Annotated in this window: 5 protein-coding genes; 1 reads left to right on the plus strand and 4 read right to left on the minus strand. The window is 71.3% G+C overall.

Annotated features, from left to right (window positions below; translation table 11 throughout):
• Nucleotides 1-85: 85 nt before the first annotated feature.
• On the plus strand, nt 86-874 hold the full coding sequence (locus tag D474_RS0117295; RefSeq protein ID WP_017614793.1) for a nucleotidyltransferase domain-containing protein: 789 nt from the start codon (nt 86-88) through the stop codon (nt 872-874).
• Nucleotides 875-944: 70 nt separating this feature from the next.
• Here the strand turns inward: D474_RS0117295 and gatA are convergent, their stop codons facing one another.
• The 4 genes from gatA to ligA form a co-directional block, all read right to left on the minus strand.
• Nucleotides 945-2,414, minus strand: coding sequence for an Asp-tRNA(Asn)/Glu-tRNA(Gln) amidotransferase subunit GatA (gene gatA, locus D474_RS0117300; protein ID WP_017614794.1), 1,470 nt, complete (start codon nt 2,412-2,414; stop codon nt 945-947).
• A gap of 3 nt (nt 2,415-2,417) precedes the next feature.
• Entirely contained in the window at nt 2,418-2,717 is a 300-nt protein-coding gene (gatC, locus tag D474_RS0117305) for an Asp-tRNA(Asn)/Glu-tRNA(Gln) amidotransferase subunit GatC (RefSeq protein WP_017614795.1), read from the minus strand.
• Between the two features lie 158 nt (nt 2,718-2,875).
• Complete coding sequence (locus tag D474_RS0117310; RefSeq protein WP_017614796.1) at nt 2,876-4,882, minus strand: putative bifunctional diguanylate cyclase/phosphodiesterase; 2,007 nt, start codon at nt 4,880-4,882, stop codon at nt 2,876-2,878.
• 572 nt (nt 4,883-5,454) lie between these two features.
• A partial coding sequence (gene ligA / locus D474_RS29065) for an NAD-dependent DNA ligase LigA (RefSeq protein ID WP_017614797.1) occupies nt 5,455-6,888 on the minus strand: 1,434 nt, incomplete at its 5' end.

The following is a 6,888-nucleotide window of genomic DNA, read 5'->3' on the forward strand; positions in this document are numbered from 1 at the left end:
GAAAACCACTGGGACCTTCCCACCCCCGACCGGTACGCTCACCGGCCGACCCCCGGGCAACCGGCCTCGACCTGGAAGGACACCCATGAAGCTCGACGAACGCGTGCACCGCCTCCGCGAGGCCGTCCGCGACGACCCCCGCATCGCAGCAGCCCTGCTCTACGGTTCCTGGACCACCGGTGAGGCGGACGAGCACTCCGACATCGAGGCCTACATGTTCCTCGCCCCTGGTCAGAAGATCGAGCCGTGGGCTTTCGCCGAGCAGATCGCCCCGGTCCGCCTGTGCCACACCAACATGTTCGGCGTGCACTCGGTGATCTTCGACGACCTGATGCGCGGGGAGTTCCACTTCGACCCGGTGGACGAGGTCGACAAGATCGAGGCGTGGCAGGGCATGGTGCACCTGCCCGACCCCGATGGCGCAGTCCTGGTCGATCGCGACGGCAGGCTCACGGAACTCGCGCGTGAGCTCGGCCCGGTGGAACCGCCTTCCGCTGAGACCGCCCAGGTCAGGGCCGACGAGCTGGCCAACTGGACGCTCATGGTCTCCCACCTGCTCGCCCGCGGGGAGGCGGCCCGCGCGGCGTTCTTCCTGAACTCCGTGGTCTCACCGCACCAGCTGCAGCTCCTGCGCCTGCTCCACGGGTCCACGGACCACTGGCTCACGCCGAGCCGCGCGCTCGAGGAGGACCTGCCCTCCTCCGTGGAACGCCACGCCGCCACGACCGCGCCCGCCGAACCCGCGGCCGTCGCCCGCGCCGCCCGCGAGAGCTGGGAGTGGAGCCGCGAGCTCGTCGACGAGGCCCACGGGCGCTGGGGAACCTCCTACGACGCCGGTCTGCACGCGGACATCGCCGCCCACCTGGTTCGCTAGCGCGAACGCACGACAGAGGCCCGCCACCCCTCGGGGCAACGGGCCTCGCAGAACGAACGCCGGGTCGGCGTCAGGCCGGCGCCACCGCGTACGGGCTCCGGCCGAGGAACGCACCGTCCCGCTCCACCAGCGAGCGCTCGACGGCGGCGGCGACGCGGTAGGTCCGCTCGTCCGCCAGCGCGGGCGCCATGATCTGGAAGCCGACGGGCAGCCCGTCCTCCGGCGCGGTCCCGCACGGCACCGACAGGGAAGCGTTCCCCGCCAGGTTCGAGGGGATCGTGCACAGGTCGGCCAGGTACATCGCCATCGGGTCGCCGGAACGCTCGCCGATCGGGAACGCCGTGGTCGGCGTGGTCGGCGAGACCAGCACGTCCACGTTCTCGAACGCGGCGTCGAAGTCGCGCTTGATGAGCGTGCGCACCTGCTGCGCGCTCCCGTAGTAGGCGTCGTAGTAACCGCTGGACAGCGCGTAGGTCCCGAGCATGATCCGGCGCTTGACCTCCGGGCCGAAGCCCTGGGCACGGGTCAGCGACATGACCTCCTCGGCACTGCGGCTGCCGTCGTCCCCGACCCGCAGCCCGTACCGCATGGCGTCGAAGCGGGCCAGGTTCGAGGAGGCCTCGCTCGGCGCGATGAGGTAGTAGGCGCTCAGGGCGGCGTCGAAGCTCGGGCAGGAGACCTCGACGACCTTGGCACCCAGCGACTGCAGAAGCTCGACGGTCTCCCGGAACCGCCGGCGCACGCCGTCCTGGAACCCGTCGCTGTCGAGCTCCTTGACCACACCGACCGTCAGGCCCTCCACGTCGCCGAGGCGCGCGGCCTCCGAGACGGCCGGGACCGGGGCGTCGACGGAGGTGGAGTCGCGCGGGTCGTGCCCGGAGAAAACCTCCTGCAGCAGCGCGGCGTCGAGCACGTTCCGGGCGAAGGGGCCCGGGGTGTCCAGGGACGAAGCGAAGGCGATGAGCCCGTACCGCGACGAGCCGCCGTAGGTGGGCTTGCCGCCGACGAGCCCGCACACGGCGGCGGGCTGGCGGGTCNCCTCGAACGCGGCGACCGCGGCCGAGGAGCCGCCGGAGGAGCCGCCGGGGATACGCGCGGTGTCCCACGGGTTCCGGGTGATCTTGTACGCGGAGTTCTCCGTGGAGGAGCCCATCGCGAACTCGTCCATGTTGGTCTTGCCCAGGATGACCAGGCCTGCCTCACGCAGCCGTGCGGTGACGGTCGCGTCGTAGGGCGGCTGCCAGCCCTCCAGCATCCTGGAGGCGGCGGTGGTGGGCATGTCCTTGGTGGTGAACACGTCCTTGTGGGCGATCGGGACACCGGCCAGCGGGCCGAGCTCCTCGCCGTTCGCACGGCGGGCGTCGACGTCGCGGGCCTGGGCCAGCGCGGTCTCGCGGCGCACGTGCAGGAACGCGTCGATGTCGCCGTCGACGGCCTCGATGCGGTCGAGGTAGGCGGTGGTGGCCTCCTCGGAGGTGACCTCACCCGCGCGGATGGCCGCGCCGAGCTCGGACGCGGTCATGCTGATGACGTCGCTCATCCGTTACTCCTCCTCCCCGAGGATCCGCGGGACCCGGAATCGCTGGTCCTCCACCGCCGGGGCACCGGCCAGGGCCTGGTCGGGGGTGAGGCCGGTGTGGGCCTCGTCGGGACGGTAGACGTTGGTCAGCGGCAGGGCGTGCGAGCTGGGCGGGATGTCGCCCTCGGCGACCTCCTGCACCTTGGCCACTGCGGTGAGGATGTCACCGAGCTGGGCGGCGAGCGTGTCGAGCTCGCTCTCGTCGAGCGCCAGCCGCGACAACCGGGCGAGGTGCGCGACCTCATCGCGGGTGATGGCGGTCATGAATGACTAACCGTTTCTTCGACGGACGGACTAACACGCCCAATCCTATGGCTCCGCCACGGGTCCCGGTGCCGGTCCGGCGCCTTGCGGACCGGGACGAACACAACCTCAACAGATGCGGTCACCGTCGGCCCCCCGTTGTGGTCAACCGGCCCGGGTCAACTCCGGGCGCAGTGCGACCCGAGCCAGACGAGGACGTCGCGTGCGGGCAGCGGCGGGGAGAAGTGGTGGCCCTGAGCAGTGTGGCACCCGGCCTCGCGCACGGCGTCGGCGAGCTCGGCGGTCTGCACGCCCTCAGCGGTCGCGCGCATCCCCAACGCCCGCACCAGGGCGATCGCGGCGCGCACGACCGTGGGTTCCTCGTCCCGCAGCCGTCCGACGAAGGACTCGTCGATGTTGACCTGGTCCAACGGGAGCCCGGCCAGCTGGGCGAGCGTGAAGTGTCCGGTTCCGAAGTCGTCCAGGGACAGCCCCACGCCCAGGTCGCGCAGCCGGTGCACGGCCTGGGTGGTGCCCTCCTCGTCGCCGATGAGCGCGCTCTCGCCGATCTCCAGCGCGAGCCGGTGCGGCGGGGGGGCNGCCACGGTCGCGGCCAGGTCGGGGTCCATGAGTTCGCGCGCGCCCAGGTTGACCGCCACGGGAAGGTCCCGGCCGTGTTCGTGCCACCGGGCCGCTTCGGCCAGGGCGATGTCCAGGACCTGTCCGGTGAAGGCGCGGTAGAGGTTGGACTGCTCCACGACCGGCATGAACTCTGCGGGCAGCAGCAGCCCGCGGGTGGGGTGGCGCCACCGGGCGAGCGCCTCCAGGCCCACCGGAGCTCCTGAATCCAGGTCGACGCGCGGCTGGTAGTGCATCTCCAGCGCGCCCTCGGCCAGGCCCCGGCGCAGTTCGCTGTACAGGCTCAGGCGGGCGGTGGAGTTGCGGTCCTTGGCGGGGTCGTAGGTCTCCACACCCGTGCGCCCGGACTTGGCGACGTACATGGCCACGTCGGCGCGCTGCAGCAGGAGTTCGTAGTCGGGTGCGTCGTAGGGGTAGAGGGCGATGCCGATGCTGGCGTCGAGGTCGAAGTCCATGCCCTCCAACCGCACGGGTTCGCACAGGGATCCGCGCAGGCGCACGGCGACCTCGCGGGCGGAGGCGGCGTCGCGCACCTTCGGCAGCAGGACCGCGAACTCGTCCCCGCCCAGGCGGGCCACCAGGTCCCCGGGGCGGACGCTGTGGGTGAGCCGGTGGGCGACGGTCTGCAGGAGCGTGTCGCCGGTGTGGTGGCCGAGGGTGTCGTTGACCTCCTTGAACCGGTCGAGGTCGAGCAGGAGCAGCCCGACCTTCTCACCCCGGTTCTGGGCATGGTTGATCTCGCGGCGGGACCGGCGGATGAGGTGTTTGCGGTTGGCGAGGCCGGTGAGTTCGTCGTGGTTGGCCTGGTGGTCGCGTTTGACGGACAACGTCGCGCTCGCGTACAGGGCACCGAGGGGGAGGGCGAAGAGCGGGACGTAGAGCACGGAGTGGACCATGCTCACCACCACGAGCGGGGCCAGGCTGAGCAACACCCCGTTGACGTAGGACTGCTGGCCGATGCCGGTGAAGAGCACCTGGGAGAGCGGGACCCTCTCGTGCATGGCGACCGCGCAGATCACGAGCATCCGGTTGACCAGGAAGTACGCGGCGCCCGCGGCGGCGACGGCGGCAAGGCCGGCGGGGTCGGAGGGCACCCACGGGCCGACGTTGACCTCCGGGCGCAGCAGGCGCAGGACGGCGTCGGCCACACCGAGGGAGAGCGTGTACTGGGCGGCGTTGAAGGCGGTGCGGTGGGCCGCGTGTCTGCGGGCGGTGCCTGCGACCACGGTCGCCACGACCTGCAGGACCGCGGCGACGGGGAGACCGAAGTGGATGACCAGCGCGAACGTGAACGGCAGCGAGGTCGCGGCGCCGTTGTCGGAGGGTTGGCCCGGTAGGGAGATCGGTCTGAGCTCGCCGACGACGATCATGCACAGCAGGATCCAGACCAGGGGCTCGCCCGCGAGGTGGCGGAACTGGTCGGCGCCCAGGCCGACCGAGGACAGGACGAGCAGACCGGCACCGGCGAGGGTGGCGGTGACCATGTAGAGCCACAGCGGTGTACCGGCGCGGGGGCCGATGTCCCTGGTGCTGGCGGGTTGCTTCATCCGGGGTCCTTCGTCCGGGGAACGGGGCGGGTGCGGGCGGGGCCGAGCGGGGACCGGGCCTGACCTCCACCTTGACCGGAACCGGGCTTAGCTTTCGTCCGAATCTCGGTTATGGCTGTCCAGCTTACGCGCCTTCGTCACCAACTGTCGTTCGGCCGGGACTATGCGTGAAGCCGTGCAGTGCTGCGCGCCCTCGGGTCGCGTACTGCGTGTGGACAGGACCGGGCCCGGTTGCCCGATCCTCTCTCCCGAGCACGTGGCCCAGACCGGTGAGCATGGTTGCGGCGACCGTTCTCAGGGCTCGGCACCCGATCTTCTGGGCACGCCCCTCCGGCCGGAACGGTTCGCCCTGCTCCTGCCCCTCTGCCCCTCCCCCCTCGTCCCGGTCGCGAGCAGCCGACCGGCGACCGGGGAGGGGCGCAACGCCGCACCCGGGCGACGACGTGCAGGGCCTCTGGCAGGTTCGTCCCGGATCCGTCCCGGGTCATGCACCCGCCGGCGCTCGCGCACGACACGGAGCGCCGGCGGGCGCGCGCTCGCGCATCACCCGGAGCGCGGGCGCGCGTTCGGCCTCAGCCTTCCTCGGGCGGGTTGACCCGCACGGCCTCCGCGGCCTCCGGGCCCTGCCGCAGCAGCACCTCGAACCCCTGCTCGTCCAGGATCGGCACCCCGAGCGAGGCCGCCTTCTCGTACTTGGACCCGGGAGCTCCCCCGGCGACCACGAACCCGGTCTTCTTCGACACCGACGCCGTCGCGCGCCCGCCGCGCTCGGCGACCGCCTCCTTCGCGCTGTCCCGCGAGTAGTTGTCCAGCGACCCGGTCACCACGACGGTCACTCCCTCCAGCGTGCGGTCGGTCTCCTCGGACGCCTCGTCCTCCATGCGTACGCCGGCGGCACGCCACTTCTCGACGATCCCCACGTGCCAGTCCTCTGCGAACCACTCGCGGATGGAGCGCGCGATGGTCGGACCAACGCCGTCGACGGAGGCCAGTTCCTCCTCGGACGCCTCCCGGATCGCGTCCATGGAGCGGAAGTGCCGTGCCAGGTCCTCCGCCGCACGGGGGCCCACGTGCCGAATCGAGAGGGACACCAGCACCCTCCACAAGGGCTTGGCCTTGGCCTCCTCGAGTTGCTCGAAGAGCTTCTCGACGGTCTTCTTCGGCTCGCCGTCCTTGTTGGCGAAGAACGAGACCACCTTGGGCTCGCCGGTCTTCTCGTCCGTCTTCGGCTCGGTCGTGTCGGGGTCGAGCACGTGAGTACGGATCGGCAGCAGCTGGTCGACGGTGAGGTCGAACAGGTCGCCCTCGTCGGCGAGGGGTGCCACGGCGGGTTCCAGCGGCTGGGTGAGGGCCGTGGCGGCCACGTACCCGAGGGCCTCGATGTCGAGGGCCTTGCGGCTGGCGATGAACGCGACCCGCTCACGCAGCTGTCCGGGGCAACGACGGGCGTTGGGGCAACGCACGTCGACGTCGCCCTCCTTCTGCTGCCCGAGTTCGGTTCCGCACTCCGGGCAGTGCGTGGGCATCACGAACTCGCGCTCGCTGCCGTCACGGCGGTCCACCACAGGAGCGAGGATCTCCGGGATGACGTCGCCGGCCTTGCGCAGAACGACGGTGTCGCCGATGCGCACCTCCTTGCGGGCGACCTCCTGGGCGTTGTGCAGGGTCGCGAACTCCACCTCGGAACCGGCAACCGTGACCGGTTCCATCACGCCGTACGGGGTCACGCGCCCGGTGCGGCCCACACCCACCTTGATGTCGGTGAGGGTGGTGGTGACCTCCTCGGGCGGATACTTGTAGGCGATCGCCCAGCGCGGGATCCGGCTGGTGGAGCCGAGGCGGCGCTGCAGGGAAAACGCGTCGACCTTCACCACGATGCCGTCGATCTCGTACGCGGGTTCGTGGCGGTGCTCGGCGTAGTAGGAGACGTAGGAGCGCACGTGGTCCATGCTGGTGACGACCTCGTACCGGTCGCTCAGCGGCAGCCCCCACTCCCCGACCAGCCG

This window comes from Nocardiopsis salina YIM 90010, from assembly GCF_000341025.1.
Taxonomy (GTDB): Bacteria; Actinomycetota; Actinomycetes; order Streptosporangiales; family Streptosporangiaceae; genus Nocardiopsis; species Nocardiopsis salina.

Coding starts and splice junctions, on each gene's coding strand:
- D474_RS0117295 (WP_017614793.1), top strand. CDS start 86: ATGAAGCTCGACGAACGCGTGCACCGCCTCCGCGAGGCCGTCCGCGAC.
- gatC (WP_017614795.1), bottom strand. CDS start 2,717: ATGACCGCCATCACCCGCGATGAGGTCGCGCACCTCGCCCGGTTGTCG.